Source organism: Pseudomonas sp. LBUM1658, from assembly GCF_059716055.1.
Genome location: NZ_CP166798.1, coordinates 6522696 through 6537850 on the forward strand (window position 1 = coordinate 6522696; position 15155 = coordinate 6537850).

A 15155-nucleotide genomic window follows, 5' to 3' on the forward strand; every position below is an offset into this window, starting at 1 on the left:
AACCACGTTTAAATTGCCCCAAAAATGCCCTTGTAGCGCTTTTTCAGGGCAAAAAAGGCCTTACTTGACTTCGGCATGCCGTTCGGGTTGACTGGAATCTCTAGAATTCAATGATTGATATTTTTAACAACAAAGGTGTTGCATCATGTCGGTACCCCCGCGTGCCGTTCAGCTTAACGAAGCGAACGCGTTCCTTAAGGAACATCCTGAGGTTCTGTACGTTGACCTTCTGATTGCGGATATGAATGGTGTGGTGCGCGGCAAGCGCATTGAACGCACCAGTCTCCACAAGGTTTACGAGAAAGGCATCAACCTGCCGGCCTCTCTATTTGCTCTGGATATCAATGGCTCAACGGTGGAAAGCACCGGCCTGGGCCTGGACATCGGTGATGCTGACCGAATCTGCTATCCAATCCCCGACACCCTGTGCAATGAACCTTGGCAGAAGCGCCCTACCGCGCAACTGTTAATGACCATGCACGAAATCGAAGGTGAACCTTTCTTCGCCGATCCGCGCGAAGTCCTGCGCCAAGTTGTTACCAAGTTCGACGAGATGGGCCTGACCATCTGCGCCGCATTCGAACTGGAGTTCTACCTGATCGACCAGGAGAACGTGAATGGCCGGCCACAACCTCCGCGCTCGCCGATCTCCGGCAAACGCCCGCATTCGACTCAGGTCTACCTGATCGACGACCTCGACGAATACGTCGACTGCCTCCAGGACATTCTGGAAGGTGCGAAAGAGCAAGGCATCCCGGCCGACGCGATCGTCAAGGAAAGTGCCCCGGCGCAGTTCGAAGTGAACCTGCACCACGTTGCCGACCCGATCAAAGCGTGCGATTACGCGGTACTGCTCAAACGTCTGATCAAAAACATCGCCTACGACCATGAGATGGACACCACCTTCATGGCCAAGCCTTATCCGGGCCAGGCGGGTAATGGTCTGCACGTCCACATCTCGATTCTTGATAAAGACGGCAAAAACATTTTTGCCAGTGAGGATCCCGAGCAGAACGCCGCACTGCGTCACGCGATCGGCGGTGTGCTCGAGACCCTACCGGCGCAGATGGCTTTCCTCTGCCCGAACGTCAACTCCTACCGTCGTTTCGGCGCACAGTTCTACGTGCCGAACGCACCGTGCTGGGGTCTGGACAACCGTACCGTTGCGGTGCGCGTGCCGACCGGTTCTACCGACGCGGTCCGTCTGGAACACCGCGTTGCCGGCGCTGACGCCAACCCGTACCTGCTGATGGCTTCGGTTCTGGCCGGTGTGCACCACGGCCTGACCAACAAGATCGAGCCTGGCGCACCCGTCGAAGGCAACTCCTACGAGCAGAACGAGCAGAGCCTGCCGAACAACCTGCGTGATGCCTTGCGCGAGTTGGACGACAGCGAAGTCATGGCCAAGTACATCGATCCGAAATACATCGATATCTTCGTCGCCTGTAAGGAAAGCGAGCTGGAGGAGTTCGAACACTCCATCTCCGACCTCGAGTACAACTGGTACCTGCATACCGTGTAAGCGGATGCAGTAAAAACAACGCCGCCGGCCGAAAAGCTTGCGGCGTTTTTTTACGACTGAATCGTAGGGGTATTCCTTCAAGGCATCAGGATTAACCCTACATAAAAACACTCGATCCAAACTCAAAATACAGGCCGCCGGGATGATGCCCGGAAGTAATCATCCGGCAGCCTGCCTTGACGTTTTTTCGAGAATATCAATCATGAAAACCCACATCATCCTTAGCGCGGCCTTTTCTCTGGTTGGGGTCAGTTTATGTTCTGCCGCGTGGGCTCAAACCCAACAGAAGCCCCATTGGAGCTACGCCAACCCGGAAAACTGGGGCGAGCTGAAGCCCGATTACAAACTCTGCAAGCTCGGAAAAGTACAATCGCCCATTGATATTCGCAATGCTGCCAAAGCAGATCTGGCCCCGCTGGCTTTTGATTATCGGTCCAGTCCGATAGAGGTCTTGAACAATGGACACACCGTTCAGGTCACGCCATCGAACGCGGGCGGGATCACACTGACCTCTGGAAACTACTCACTCATACAGTTCCACTTCCACAGTCCCAGTGAAGAAAAAATACAGGGCCGTGCCTACCCTATGGTCGCGCACCTGGTTCACCGTAATCATTCAGGCGATCTAGCCGTCGTTGCCATCCTTTTCGAGGAGGGTGAGCATAACCCGGCTCTGGCGCCCATCCTTGCAGCAATGCCTGACGCAGTGGGCGCAACGAAGGTCCTGGACAATCAGAGCATCGCAGACTTGCTACCCACAAAACGTGATTACTATGCCTACATGGGCTCCTTGACGACTCCGCCGTGCAGCGAAAATGTGCGTTGGCATGTCCTGACGACTCCCGTTGCTTTGTCCCGAAACCAGTTGAATGCGTTCCAGGCGCTGTACCCAATGAATGCGCGCCCCGTTCAACCCTTGAACGGTCGGACTATTCAAGTGGGTGGCTAGCCCTTCGCGGATAGACTCCCGGCGGCGGCGCTATACAGACAACATTGAACCCTGCTCGTACAATGCCCGCTGCCCCGCAGGAGACTTCAATGACACGCCTCGCCACTATCCGCAAACCCCGTGCACGCAGCCAGGCCCGGATCGACTCGATACTCGACGCCGCCCGCACGCTGCTTGCCGCCGAGGGCGTGGCCAGCCTGTCGATCTATAGCGTGGCGGAACGAGCGCAGATCCCACCGTCGTCGGTCTATCACTTCTTTGCCAGCGTCCCGGCCCTGCTCGAAGCCCTGACCGCCGATGTCCACGCGGCCTTTCGCGCCTGCCTGCAAGTCCCCATCGAACCGGCCTCGCTCAGCGGTTGGCGCGACCTGTCGCGGCTGGTGGAGCAACGCATGCTGAGCATCTACAGCGAAGACGCCGCCGCCCGCCAGTTGATCCTGGCCCAGCACGGTCTGACCGAGGTCACCCAGGCCGACCGTCAGCACGACATCGAACTGGGCGACTTGATGCATAAACTGTTCGATCAACATTTCCAGCTGCCGGCGCTGCCCAAGGATGTCGATGTTTTCGCCCTGGCCATGGAACTGGGCGATCGTGTCTACGCCCGTTCAGTGCAACAGCATGGGCAAATTACTCCGCGCATGGCCGAGGAAGGCATGCGGGTATTCGATGCCTATCTGGGGCTGTATTTGCCGCCCTATCTGCCCAAACGCACTACTCCAGTCTGATTTCTTTGTTGGCTGTACGGGCCTCATCGCGAGCAAGCCCGCTTCCACATTTGATCTCCAGTGAACATAAAACATGTGTCCGACACCGATCCAGTGTAGGAGCGGCGGTGCGGCGATCCGACTTGCTCGCGATGGCCGCACCACCAATCCCCAGACAATCACCCATAAAAAAAACCCCGAAGGGCTCAAGCCGTTCGGGGTCGTCTGTAGCGCACGGCTTACAACTTGGCGATCGATACCTCGGTGGATTTCACGAAGGCAATCACCTCGCTGCCGACTACCAGTTCCAACTCCTTGACCGAGCGCGTGGTAATCACCGAAGTGACGACTCCGGAAGCCGTCTGCACGTCGATTTCCGACAGAACATCACCTAGTACGATTTCCTTGATGGTGCCTTTGAACTGGTTGCGTACGTTAATGGCTTTAATAGTCATGATCATTATTCCTGTTTGGCTAAGAGATTTTCTGCAGCGCAGTTATTGGGCCCAACGCAGTTGCGTGGGCAAGGGTGAAACAGGCTCCGGCTCGGGTGGCGAACCGGGCAGCGACAACACGCGGTTAAGGACTTCGGTTTCCAGCGCTGCCAGCCGATGAGAACCACGAACCCGCGGGCGCGGCAGCTCCACCAGCAGATCGAGGCCGATTTCACCGTCCTCGATCAGGATCACCCGGTCGGCAATCGCCACGGCTTCACTCACGTCATGGGTCACCAGCAGCACAGTGAATCCGTGTTTCTGCCAAAGGCGTTCGATCAATTGCTGCATCTCGATTCGGGTCAGGGCATCCAGGGCACCCAGCGGTTCATCGAGCAACAACAACCGAGGTTGGTGAATCAACGCACGGGCCAGCGCAACACGCTGCTTCTGCCCGCCGGACAGGGCTGCCGGCCATTCATTGGCGCGATCCGCCAGCCCGACCGCTTCCAGTGCCTCCAGGGCTTTTGGTCGCCAGTCGCCCTTGAGCCCGAGCCCCACGTTGTCGATGACTTTTTTCCATGGCAGCAAACGCGCTTCCTGAAACATCAGGCGGGTGTCTTCGATCGCGTCACTGAGCGCTGCCGAACCTGCGAGCAACTCACCACCCGTAGGCTTGTCGAGACCGGCGAGCAAGCGCAGCAGCGTGCTTTTGCCGCAGCCACTACGGCCGACCACAGCGACGAACTGACCGGCCGGAATATGCAGATCGATCTCGCGCAGCACTTGCCGCGAGCCGAAGGTCTTTTGCAGCTTGCGTACCGCCAGTGGAATCCCGCGCAGCAGCCGAGACGGTTGTTGTTGAACAGTCATGCGGCACCTCCCTTGGCAACCTGGTAAGCCGGATGCCAACGCAACCAGACTCGCTCCAGACCGCGGGCGGCGAGGTCGGCCAACTTGCCGAGCACCGCGTACAACAGGATCGCCAGCACCACCACGTCAGTCTGCAAGAACTCTCGGGCATTCATCGCCAGGTAACCAATACCCGAACTGGCGGAAATGGTTTCGGCGACGATCAAGGTCAGCCACATAAAGCCCAGCGCGAAGCGCACTCCCACCAGGATCGAAGGCAGTGCTCCCGGCAGAATCACCTGACGAAACAAACTGAAACCGGACAGACCGTAACTGCGGGCCATTTCCACCAACGCCGGGTCGACGTTGCGGATGCCGTGATAGGTATTGAGGTAGATCGGGAATAAGGTGCCCAGGGCCACCAGAAAAATCTTCGCCGACTCATCGATGCCGAACCACAGAATCACCAGCGGAATCAGCGCCAGATGGGGCACGTTACGGATCATCTGCACCGAACTGTCGAGCAGGCGTTCGCCCCATTTCGACAGCCCGGTGATAAAGCCCAGGGCCAGTCCGATGCTGCCGCCGATCAAGAAACCGGTCGCCGCGCGCCAGCCGCTGATTGCCAGGTGAGTCCAGATTTCACCGCTGCGAACCAGGCTGATACCGGCCTCGATCACCGCGATGGGTGCCGGCAGAATCCGCGTCGACAACCAGCCCGCCGACACTGACAACTGCCACACCGCCAGCAACAACACCGGCAAGGCCCAAGGCGCGAGGCTTTGGATAATTTTATTACTTTTCATGGCCGTGCCTCAGTTCCGGGACGCAGTGTCGGGGAGGATGGGCAGGGACCGGAAAATACTCAGGCGCATGGAGTTGTCTCCTGGGGGAATTCGAATTACGGCGCTTTGGCAACGGTCGCTGGTGGCGTCCAGATCACGTCTTTGATGCTCAGCGGTTTGGGGATCAGCTTGAGCTGGTAGAAGCTGTCAGCGATCTTCTGCTGAGCGGCGACCACTTCCGGAGTGAGGAACAGCGCGCCATAACCCTGGCGCTTCACTGAAGTCAGGGTGATATCCGCAGGCAGGCCGAGCAGTGGCGAAACCTGTTTGGTCACTTCTTCAGGATTGGCCTTGGACCACTCGCCGACAGCACGCACTTCTTCCACCAGCGTCTTGATTACTTGCGGGTGTTTTTCAGCGTAAGGCTTGGTTGCCAGGTAGAACTGATGGTTGTCGACGATGCCGCTGCCGTCACGCAGGGTGCGTGCCTGCAGTTGCTGTTCGGCGGCCGCCTGGTACGGGTCCCAGATCACCCAGGCATCGACACTGCCGCGTTCGAATGCAGCGCGGGCATCGGCCGGTGGCAGGAATACCGTCTGGATGTCGGTGTATTTGAGGCCGGCGTCTTCGAGGGCGCGAACCAACAGGTAGTGGACGTTGGAGCCTTTGTTGAGGACAACCTTCTTGCCCTTGAGATCCTGCATCGATTTGATCGGCGAATCTTTTGGCACCAGGATCGCTTCGCTGGTCGGCGCTGGCGGCTCGTAGGCCACGTAGAGCAGATCGGCACCGGCCGCCTGAGCGAACACCGGCGGGGTCTCACCGGTCACGCCGAAATCGATGGAACCGACGTTCAGCCCTTCGAGCAGTTGCGGGCCGCCGGGAAATTCAGTCCATTGCACCTGAATGCCCTGCTCTGCCAGACGCTTTTCCAGCGAGCCCTTGGCCTTGAGCAGCACCAGGGTGCCGTACTTCTGATAGCCGATGCGCAAGCTCTCGGCCTGGACTTGAGTAATAACGCCGAAGGACACAGCCGCAGCAAACAGAGCGACCAGACCACGACGCAAAATGACAGTGCGCATAGCGCTCTCCTTTTGCTGTTGGGTTTTTGGCTGCACCTGCTTGGCCGTTAGCGGCTGAGTAAGGTGAGTACTTCCAGATTCGGGTAGGGCTTAAATGCTCCAGCGAGCACTCAATAAACGTTCGTTCAACAGATTCGGATCAATCGGCTTTGGCCGCCGCGCCATGGCGCTGTAGAACTGCTCCAGCGCCTCGTTCAAGCGTCGTTCGAGGATCGGCACCAGCTGCGCCTGGGCACTGCCTTCGCCGTAGGCGATCTGGCTGTCTTCGGCAAAAATTCCCTGGAGCATTTCCTGGGCCTTGAGCGCCGAAAGCACCGGCTTGAGCGCGTAATCCACCGCCAGCATGTGGGCGATGCTACCGCCAGTGGCCATGGGCAGCACCACCTTATGGCTCAGCGCACGTTCCGGCAGCAGATCGAGCACAGTCTTCAGTGCGCCAGAGAACGACGCTTTGTAAACCGGGGTGGCGATCAGCAGGCCATCGGCGTTTTCAATCTGTTGCAGCAGGTCAATCACCATCGGGCTGTCAAAGCGGGCGTGGAGCAAATCTTCGGCCGGGAAGTCCCGTACCTGATAACTCACCACCTCTACGCCCTGTTGCTGCAACCAACGTTTGGAGAACTCCAGCAGCACTCCGGAACGAGAGCGCTGGCTGGGACTTCCACCGAGTGAGACGACCAGCATGCAGATAATTCCTTGGGTTGTAGGCGATTCGCTGTTTGCGATCTCGCTGGGATGAACAGACCTTAACAGGTGATTTATATATCTATAAATCTTATTTATTCACTTGTTTATTCTTTAAATGCATATACAAAAAATATTTCTCCACACATAAAAAAAGGCCGTCGAAACGGCCTGAAAACCCTTGCATTGGGGATACCTTGAAGACTTTAACGATTCGGCTGCGGCGTCAACCGCAGATACGGCTTCACCGCGCGATAGCCTTGGGGGAAGCGTTGCTTGAGCTCTTCCGGATCCTGGAGCGATGGCACGATCACCACCTCATCACCGTCCTGCCAGTTGGCCGGCGTGGCCACTTTGTAGTTGTCGGTGAGCTGCAGCGAATCGATCACCCGCAGGATTTCATGGAAGTTGCGCCCGGTGCTGGCCGGATAGGTAATGGTCAGGCGCACCTTCTTGTTCGGGTCGATGACGAACAGTGAGCGCACGGTCAGGGTGTCGTTGGCATTCGGGTGGATCAGATCGTAGAGGTCGGAGACCTTGCGATCAGCGTCGGCGAGGATCGGAAAATTGACGATGGTATTCTGGGTTTCGTTGATGTCTTCAATCCATTTATGGTGCGAGTCCACCGGATCGACTGACAGGGCGATGGCCTTGACCCCACGCTTGGTGAATTCGTCCTTGAGCCTGGCGGTAAAACCGAGCTCCGTGGTGCACACTGGAGTGAAGTCCGCCGGATGGGAAAACAGCACGCCCCAGCTATCGCCGAGCCACTCATGAAAATGGATCTTGCCGGCGCTGGAATCCTGTTCAAAATCGGGTGCGATGTCGCCAAGTCTGAGGCTCATGATACTGCTCCTGGTGAGTGCTTATGCAGCCTACTCTGCCTGCACCGAGAGCTATTTAAAAAGAATAAATATCGATCTATTTATATCTTTATAGAATAACAAAAGCCTCTTCACTGCACCCACAGACGTGCGAAGACCACCCTTCTCACAGGGGTCGAGAAAGTGATGCGAAGAGGGGATCCGAAGAGAGCTGCGGGTGGGAGCCTGACTTGAAAGACAACCCCCGCCCGGCATTGCGCCGGGCAAGGGCTACGCAGGTATTACAACAGCGGAATCGAGTAGCTGACGATCAGACGGTTTTCGTCCTGGTCGCGCTGGCCCGGAACGTCGTTGCGCCACATGGCGTTTTTCCACATGACACCGACGTTTTTCAGCGGTCCTGCTGGCACTACGTAGGCCACAGTAATGTCGCGTTCCCACTCGGAGCGGCCGGTACCGGAAGCCGGGTGAGTCGCCGTGTTGGCAACGGTGTCGATGTCATCGCCGCGCAGGTAAACCACACCGGCGGTTGCGCCTGGCAGGCCGAGCTTGGCGAAGTCATAGGAGTAGCGCGCTTGCCAGGTACGTTCGCCAGCGCGAGCGAACTTGGAAATCTGCATGTCAGTGGTGAGATAAGCCGACGCACCGTCACCCTGGTTCAAAAAAGGGAAGTCGCTGCTGCCGTTGCTGACCTGATAGCCGCCACCGAAGGTGTGACCGGCAACGGAATACAGGAACAGACCGCTGTAGAGGTTGTTGTCGACTTTGCCACGCCCGGCGCGGAAGCCCTGATAGTTACCGTTGCTGAAGTAAGCAGGGTCGTGGCCGTTGGCGCCATCATCGGAGCTGTTGAAGTAGCGCAGGTCGCTCTTCAATACGCCTGGACCGATGGACCAGTTGTGGACCAGGCCGAGGAAGTGTTGCTTGTAGAAATCTTCCAGGTTGCCGTAGTAATACTGGGCGGTCAGATCCTTGGTGATCTTGTAGTCGCCACCGGCATACAGGAACTTGTTGCTGTCACGGCCGGTAGAGGTAGGGCTGTTGGCACCGGCAATCGACAACTCTTCGTTGTTGCTGGAGTTACGACCTTTGGCGTGCTCGATCTGGCCACCGACCAGGGTCAGGTCCTTGATCTCGTTGGAGGTGATCTGGCCACCCTGGAAGGTTTGCGGTAGCAGACGACCATCGTTGGTCACGATAACCGGCAGTTTCGGCTGCAGGGTGCCGAGTTTCAGTTCAGTCTGGGAAACCTTGGCTTTGGCTGTCAGGCCCAGGCTGGAGTACTCATCGACTGCGCGGCCATCGCTGTCAGTCGGGAATACCGTACCACCGTAATTGGTGCTGGTAGGGTTGCCATGGCGACCCTTGCCCGAATCCAGCTTAACACCCAACAGGCCGATCGCATCGACACCAAAGCCAACAGTGCCTTGGGTGTAGCCCGACGTGAAGTTGAGCTGGAAGCCTTGGCCCCACTCTTCTTGATAATTCGCGTTTTTAGGGGTGCCAGAATCACGGTTATCGTTATTGATGTAGAAGTTGCGCAACCCCAATGTAGCCTTGCTGTCTTCAATAAAACCGGCGGCACCCGCTTGCTGCGCCAAAACCCCCACGGCCACAGCCAGGGCCAACGTGGACTTGTTCATTGTTTCGCTCCTCTCGTTTTCTAATTCTTATGTACTAGGTCCTGAGTCGAACGCCCTGGATCCGTAGGTGCGCGATTAGCGCCAGACCGTGACTGGGAAGTCAATCGTAACTAACTGTGTCTACGACCAAGGTCTAACCGCGTGATGGATTCGTGCAGGGTAATGAATTTTTAATAAATCTAAAAAGAATTATTTTGAGAATTTTCATGCCATTCGGGAATAAGACGTTGCAAGACCAAATGCAAACGGCGACAACCCTGGACAAACCGTCCAATGACTCAAGCAGCTGAGAACATTGCGACCGTGCTTCAGGTTATCGCCGTAGGTGAATAAGAAGTTTGTCGTTGATCAATTATCAGCGGTCATAGCGTTTTTTCGAAGATCTTCGAATTACGCTGATAGTTGTACAGCGAGGCTCGGGCCGATGGCAGGCGTTCAACGCTGCTGGGTACGAAACCGCGCTCGCGGAACCAGTGCGCGGTTCGCGTGGTGAGTACGAACAAGGTTTTCAAGCCCTGTGCCCGGGCGCGAGTTTCGATCCGTTCCAGCAGTTCATCACCGCGACCGCCATGCCGGTATTCCGGGTTGACCGCCAAGCAGGCCAGTTCTCCGGCATCCGAATCGGCAATCTGATACAGCGCCGCACAGGCAATGATCATCCCTTCGCGTTCGACCACGCTGAACTGCTCGATTTCGCGCTCCAGCACTTCCCGGGAACGCCGAACCAAAATGCCCTGCTCTTCCAGCGGGCTGATCAAATCCAGCAATCCGCCGACGTCCTCAATGGCCGCTTCACGGACCAGTTCGAACTGTTCCTGGGCGACCAGGGTACCGCCACCGTCGCGAGTGAAAAGTTCGGTCAGCAAAGCACCGTCTTCCACATAGCTGACGATATGGCTGCGGCCGACACCGCCACGACAAGCTTCGGCAGCTGCATCGAGCAGTTCCGCCTGATAGTTGCTACCCAGGCGCTGCAAATGCGCGGGAACCTGTTGCGGTCGCAACTCGCGCACCAGCTTGCCGTTTTCGTCGATCAGGCCCAGATCAGCCCCAAACAGCAGCAGCTTGTCGGCACCCAGGTCGATAGCGGCGCGGGTCGCGACGTCTTCGCAGGCCAGGTTGAAAATCTCCCCGGTCGGCGAGTAACCCAACGGCGACAGCAACACGATCGAACGCTCGTCCAGCAGACGGTTGATGCCCTTGCGGTCGACCCGGCGGACTTCGCCGGTGTGGTGATAGTCGACGCCTTCCAGCACGCCGATCGGCCGTGCGGTTACCAGATTGCCGCCGGCCACCCGCAGGCGCGAGCCCTGCATCGGCGACGCGGCCATGTCCATCGACAGACGCGCTTCAATGGCGATCCGCAGTTGGCCGACCGCATCAATGACGCACTCCAGGGTCGCCGCATCGGTGATGCGCAGGCCATGGTGGTAATGCGGGGTCAGGCCACGGGCCGCCAGGCGGGTTTCAATTTGCGGGCGCGAACCGTGCACCAGAACCAACCGCACGCCCAGGCTGTGCAACAGCACCAGGTCGTGGACGATATTGCCGAAGTTCGGATGCTCGACCCCATCGCCAGGCAGCATGACGACAAAGGTGCAATCGCGGTGGGCATTGATGTAGGGAGATGCATGACGAAGCCAAGTGACGTATTCGGGCATAACCTGAGCCTGTAATAAGAAGCAGCCGAAAAAGGGACGAAACAGAAAACGCACAGCGGGCTGTTGGTTATCGTCGAAGCAGGCTTGGCGACACGCGAGCTCTCCTTGTAGATACGGGCCTGATCATCAGTGATTTAACCGAGGTCAGGCCGGTGTCAGGCAATAATGTTCGATCAGTTGACGTAGTAGATGCACCGTAGGCTGCAAGCGTGACATTTCGAGGTATTCCCCCGGTTGGTGAGCGCAGGCGATGTCGCCTGGGCCAAGCACCAGGGTCTCGCAGCCAAGGCGCTGAAGATAAGGCGCTTCGGTGCCAAACGCTACTGCTTCGGCGAGGTGGCCGGTGAGTCTTTCGGCGACGCGGACCAATTCGCACTCCTCGGCTTGCTCGAAAGGCGGCACTTCCGGGAACAACGGCGCGTAATCAATCTTCACCTTATGCCACTCGGCAATCGGCTCGAGCTTCTGGCGGATCGCTGCGCGCAAGACGTTCGGGTCCATGCCTGGCAGGGGTCGCAAATCGAACTCCAGCGAGCACTGCCCGCAAATACGGTTCGGGTTGTCACCACCATGGATACAGCCAAAATTCAGGGTTGGTTGCGGCACGCTGAACTGTGGATTGCGATACTCGCGTTGCCACGCCAGACGCAAGCCGCGCAATTCACCCATGGCATCGTGCATGGCTTCCAGCGCGCTATGGCCCAGGCGGGGATCCGATGAATGGCCGCTTTGCCCGAGAATATCGATGCGCTCCATCATTATCCCTTTGTGCATCCGGATCGGCTTGAGCCCGGTCGGCTCGCCAATCACTGCCGCACGCCCCAGTGGCCGGCCGGCCGCGGCCAGTGCCCGGGCACCGGCCATGGAGCTTTCTTCATCGCAGGTGGCGAGGATCATCAAGGGCTGCTTGAAGGGTTTGTCCAGCAACGGCAGGACGGCTTCGATGGCCAGGGCAAAAAAGCCCTTCATATCGCAACTGCCCAGGCCGACCCAGCGCCCGTCGACTTCGGTCAGTTTCAGCGGGTCGGTCTGCCACAGCGCGCCGTCGAACGGCACCGTGTCACTGTGCCCGGCCAACACCAAGCCGCCGGGGCCTGTGCCAAAACTGGCGAGCAGGTTGAACTTGCCAGGGTTGACCTGCTGGATCTCGCAGGCAAATCCCAGATCGCCGAGCCAGGTCGCCAACAGGTCGATCACCGCACGATTGGATTGATCCAGATGCGGCTGGGTGCAACTGACCGACGGTGCAGCGATCAGCGCAGCGAACTGATCTTTCATGGATGGCAAAGGCATGCGCGGTCTCCCAGTTCGCTGTTGTGACCTCCATCATAGAGCCATCCGGCAGGCGGAATAAACCGTCGCGGCGCGTCGAGCCGGCTTGTCCTGTACACTGCACGCCCTTGGCAGCCACACATTCCCCCCGGCTGCGCTCCCGATCCTGGATTTTCCGGCCATGCAGAAAGAAACCGAAATCAAACTCCGCGTCAGCCGCGAAACCCTCGCCGCGCTGCGCGAACATCCGCTACTGAAAAAACGCAACAAAAGTGGCTGGGAACGCCGTGAACTGATGAACCAGTACTTCGATACGCCAGAGCGCGATCTGGCTCAGGCCAAGGTTGCCCTGCGCCTGCGCCGCGATGGCGAAGAAGTGATCCAGACCCTCAAGACCCGCGGTCAAAGCATCGCCGGGCTGTCCGAGCGCAACGAGTACGACTGGAAGCTACCCAAAGCCAAGCTCGACGTGAAAAAACTCGACGGCGAATGCTGGCCGGAGCAACTCGCCGAACTGGACAAAAAGACCCTCAAGCCGATCTTCACCACCGACTTCGTCCGCGAACGCGCGGAAATCGCCTGGGGCCGCGGCAAAGCCAAGGTGGTTATCGAAGCCGCACTGGACCTGGGCCACGTAATCGTCGGCAAGCAGAAAGAAGAAATCTGCGAACTGGAGCTGGAACTGCGCGAAGGCGAACCGGCGGCACTGCTGGAACTGGCCGCCGAACTGGCCGCCACCCTGGCGCTGATGCCGTGCGATATCAGCAAGGCCGAGCGTGGCTATCGCCTGTTTGATGCCAACAGCTATTCGCTGAGCCTGCCCGCGCCAAAGCTGACCACTGAACTGCCACTGGACGAGGCTTTCGCTGCGTTGGGCTGGCACTTGCTGAGCAGCAGCCAGCGTCTGGCCGAGCAATACCGCTTCAATGGCCACTGGCGTCTGCTGCAGGACTGGGTCGACAACCTCGCTGAATTGCGCGCGTTGCTGGGCAGCCTCGGCCAGGCCGCACCACGTCAATCGACCCACGACCTGCGGGTAGCGCTGGATGCCTTGCTGGAAGACTGGCGCCCACTGGTGCAAGCCGGCCAGGACGACGAAGACGTGCGCAAAGCCGCGCCCGAACAGTTCGCCGAAGAACTCGAAGACGTGCGCTGGGGCCTGTTCTCGCTGAACACTTCGCGCTGGTTGCTGGCCCGCACCTGGGCAGCCGACCGCAACACTCGGGGCAATCGACAGGGCGCCGCGCAATTGGGCAACTGGTTGCCGCGTCTGCTGGCCGATGAAGCCGTCGCTCTGCAACTGTCGCGCTATCAGCAACAGCCGGAAGACCTGGCCGAACAACTGCCGCGCATCGAACGCATCCAGGCCTGGCTGCACCATGCCCGTAACGTGCTGGAGATCCCGGAACTCGATCGCTTGTACGGCGAGCTGAAGCAGCTGCAGCAACTGGCCAACGAGCCAATCACCGATGAAGCGCTCGACGCCCGCAAGCAGCAGGCGATTGTGGTGTTCCAGAATCGTGCCTGGAAAATGCTTCTTCGTATGTGATATCGCTGTGGCGAGGGGGCTTGCCCCCGTTCGGCTGCGCAGCAGTCGTAAAGTCGGTGAACGCGGTGTACCTGATACAAAGCGTTTGCAGGTTTTAGGGCCGCTGCGCGCCCCAGCGGGGGCAAGCCCCCTCGCCACAAAAGCACTGAATCCTTGGTTCACTACTACACCGGCAAACTCGTCGTGGACTTGATTTCGGACAGCGCCACGATCGAGTTGACCTCCTGTATCCCCGGCACCATCGACAGCTTCTCGAAGAAAAACCGCTCGTACGCCTCGATATCAGCGGTGACGATGCGCAGTAAGAAATCCACTGACCCCATCAACACATAGCACTCCAGAACTTCCGGAAAGCCGCGAATCGCCTCGGTGAATTCGGTGAAGTTGGAGCGGCCGTGGGCGTTGAGTTTGATCTCGGCGAAGATCTGCGTGTTAAGACCGATTTTCTTGCGATCCAGCAGGGTCACTTGCCCGCGAATCACCCCTTCCTCCTTGAGCCGTTGAATCCGTCGCCAGCACGGCGATTGCGATAGCCCGACCTGTTCGGCGATCTGCGCACTGGAGAGCGAGGCGTCCTCCTGGAGCAGCGCCAGAATTCGCCGGTCGTACGCATCAAGCTCGCTATGCATATAAAAACCCTCAAAATATATATTTGCGAATTGTTTAATTCAATATATGGCTAATTCGGCCAATCATAGATAAGAAATACCCCGGTCAGCATGTAAAAATTTCGCCAGTGATTTGGAGAACCAACATGCCCCCTCTCGAAGCTGTCAGCACCACCCCGACCCGCGCCGATGTCTGGAATGTCAGCAATGCCCATTGCCGCGTGCACTATCAACTTCTGGCGGAAGCCGAACCGGATCTGCTGTGCCGGGTGCTTAACCATTTCGCCCTGCAGTTTCTGGTTCCGCAGCAGGTCAACGTGCTGCAACAGGACGATTTGCTGTTAATCGATGTAGTGCTCGACGGACTGAGCTGGCACCGCGCCCAGGTGATCGCTGAAAAACTCCGTAACTTGATCAGCGTCTGCTCGGTGGATTTGCAACCTGCTGAATCTGCTTGGGCTCAGCCCGCACAGGCGGCCGGCTGAAGCCTATCGGCAAAAACTCGCAACGCTTGGTTCGGTAATGGCCGAACGGTCGGCTCATACGGGGACTATTCTTGGCAATCGGTGGTCAGAGACGCACA

Annotated in this window: 15 protein-coding genes; 5 read left to right on the forward strand and 10 right to left on the reverse strand. The window is 58.2% G+C overall.

Translation table 11 applies throughout. The annotated features are described in order from the left end of the window. The first annotated feature begins 145 nt into the window (after positions 1 to 145). The 3 genes from ACA064_RS30105 (at position 146) to ACA064_RS30115 (ending at position 3199) form a co-directional block, all read left to right on the forward strand. Positions 146 to 1522 (forward strand): glutamine synthetase family protein, encoded by a 1377-nt coding sequence (locus ACA064_RS30105; RefSeq protein WP_150642242.1) that lies wholly within the window; start codon positions 146 to 148, stop codon positions 1520 to 1522. A 202-nt stretch (positions 1523 to 1724) separates the two neighbouring features. Further along, positions 1725 to 2471, forward strand: coding sequence for a carbonic anhydrase (locus ACA064_RS30110; protein ID WP_497671347.1), 747 nt, complete (start codon positions 1725 to 1727; stop codon positions 2469 to 2471). Between the two features lie 89 nt (positions 2472 to 2560). Further along, complete coding sequence (locus ACA064_RS30115) at positions 2561 to 3199, forward strand: TetR/AcrR family transcriptional regulator (RefSeq protein WP_497671348.1); 639 nt, start codon at positions 2561 to 2563, stop codon at positions 3197 to 3199. Positions 3200 to 3417: 218 nt separating this feature from the next. On the opposite strand, the gene ACA064_RS30120 is transcribed toward ACA064_RS30115, so the two are convergent. The 9 genes from ACA064_RS30120 to argE all read right to left on the reverse strand — a co-directional run bounded on the left by ACA064_RS30120 (position 3418) and on the right by argE (position 12436). Further along, positions 3418 to 3633 (reverse strand): TOBE domain-containing protein, encoded by a 216-nt coding sequence (locus tag ACA064_RS30120; protein WP_150642240.1) that lies wholly within the window; start codon positions 3631 to 3633, stop codon positions 3418 to 3420. A gap of 42 nt (positions 3634 to 3675) precedes the next feature. Then, on the reverse strand, positions 3676 to 4485 hold the full coding sequence (gene ssuB / locus ACA064_RS30125; RefSeq protein ID WP_497671349.1) for an aliphatic sulfonates ABC transporter ATP-binding protein: 810 nt from the start codon (positions 4483 to 4485) through the stop codon (positions 3676 to 3678). Continuing rightward, the gene (gene ssuC / locus ACA064_RS30130; protein ID WP_497671350.1) at positions 4482 to 5270 is read right to left on the reverse strand and encodes an aliphatic sulfonate ABC transporter permease SsuC; all 789 of its coding nucleotides are present in this window, start codon (positions 5268 to 5270) and stop codon (positions 4482 to 4484) included. The genes ssuB and ssuC overlap by 4 nt, the downstream gene beginning before the upstream one ends. Positions 5271 to 5365: 95 nt before the next feature. Further along, positions 5366 to 6331 (reverse strand): sulfonate ABC transporter substrate-binding protein, encoded by a 966-nt coding sequence (locus ACA064_RS30135; RefSeq protein ID WP_497671351.1) that lies wholly within the window; start codon positions 6329 to 6331, stop codon positions 5366 to 5368. Between the two features lie 90 nt (positions 6332 to 6421). Beyond that, the gene (gene ssuE, locus ACA064_RS30140; RefSeq protein ID WP_497671352.1) at positions 6422 to 7015 is read right to left on the reverse strand and encodes an NADPH-dependent FMN reductase; all 594 of its coding nucleotides are present in this window, start codon (positions 7013 to 7015) and stop codon (positions 6422 to 6424) included. Positions 7016 to 7221: 206 nt separating this feature from the next. Next, positions 7222 to 7860 (reverse strand): peroxiredoxin, encoded by a 639-nt coding sequence (locus ACA064_RS30145; RefSeq protein WP_497671353.1) that lies wholly within the window; start codon positions 7858 to 7860, stop codon positions 7222 to 7224. Positions 7861 to 8120: 260 nt separating this feature from the next. Next, on the reverse strand, positions 8121 to 9482 hold the full coding sequence (locus tag ACA064_RS30150) for an OprD family porin (RefSeq protein WP_497671354.1): 1362 nt from the start codon (positions 9480 to 9482) through the stop codon (positions 8121 to 8123). Between the two features lie 362 nt (positions 9483 to 9844). Continuing rightward, positions 9845 to 11143, reverse strand: coding sequence for an amino-acid N-acetyltransferase (argA, locus tag ACA064_RS30155; protein WP_497671355.1), 1299 nt, complete (start codon positions 11141 to 11143; stop codon positions 9845 to 9847). A 144-nt stretch (positions 11144 to 11287) separates the two neighbouring features. Next, positions 11288 to 12436, reverse strand: coding sequence for an acetylornithine deacetylase (gene argE, locus ACA064_RS30160; RefSeq protein WP_497671356.1), 1149 nt, complete (start codon positions 12434 to 12436; stop codon positions 11288 to 11290). 160 nt (positions 12437 to 12596) lie between these two features. Here argE and ACA064_RS30165 point away from each other — a divergent pair, with 160 nt between their 5' ends. Beyond that, positions 12597 to 13964 carry a CYTH domain-containing protein gene (locus tag ACA064_RS30165; protein WP_497671357.1) on the forward strand — a complete coding sequence of 456 codons (1368 nt, stop codon included), beginning with the start codon at positions 12597 to 12599 and terminating at the stop codon, positions 13962 to 13964. A 164-nt stretch (positions 13965 to 14128) separates the two neighbouring features. Here ACA064_RS30165 and ACA064_RS30170 read toward each other — a convergent pair whose 3' ends face one another. Continuing rightward, positions 14129 to 14593 carry an Lrp/AsnC family transcriptional regulator gene (locus ACA064_RS30170; protein ID WP_150640660.1) on the reverse strand — a complete coding sequence of 155 codons (465 nt, stop codon included), beginning with the start codon at positions 14591 to 14593 and terminating at the stop codon, positions 14129 to 14131. 125 nt (positions 14594 to 14718) lie between these two features. On the opposite strand from ACA064_RS30170, the gene ACA064_RS30175 reads away from it, so the two are divergent. Continuing rightward, positions 14719 to 15057, forward strand: coding sequence for an ACT-like domain-containing protein (locus tag ACA064_RS30175; RefSeq protein WP_497671358.1), 339 nt, complete (start codon positions 14719 to 14721; stop codon positions 15055 to 15057). The last annotated feature ends 98 nt before the right edge of the window (positions 15058 to 15155 follow it).